Genomic DNA, 451 nt, shown 5'->3' with positions numbered 1-451 from the left:
GTGAGAAGGAGAGAAAGAACGATGCCCGTAAGAGCTGTATGAGTGAGAAGATCCAGCAGTTTGTGGACAAAAGATTTAATACCGGGCTTGGTAGTGATCTTGGCTTATCGGGGATCAACAGGATCTACGTTCAGTTCAGGATCGAAAAGAATGGAAATGTAACTGTTCTTGGAGCCCGTGCTCCACACCCCCGCCTGCAACAGGAAGCTGAGCGTGTAGTAAACATGCTTCCTAAAATGCAGCCAGGAAAACAAAGAGGACAGCCGGTAGGGGTACTTTATTCTCTGCCTATTGTTTTCAAAGTACAGGACTAAGTAATTTAAAATATAGTTTTAAGATCCCGCACCAAATGGTGCGGGTTTTTTTTGTAAGAAAAACTTAAATAAATGTAAGAATTTTTGCCGGTGCAGTAGCTGTTCGGTCTGATTGTTGAATGTTGTTTAAAAGATTA

1 protein-coding gene is annotated in these 451 nt (G+C 41.9%); it reads left to right on the top strand.

Translation table 11 applies throughout. The features are described from left to right. On the top strand, window positions 1-314 hold a 314-nt coding region (locus tag HC175_RS18585; RefSeq protein WP_209310093.1), incomplete at its 5' end, for an energy transducer TonB. Window positions 315-451 lie beyond the last annotated feature (137 nt).

Source organism: Salinimicrobium oceani (assembly GCF_012037645.1).
The sequence above is the reverse complement of the archived record's forward strand: the minus strand, read 5'-3'. Positions and strand labels throughout refer to the sequence as shown.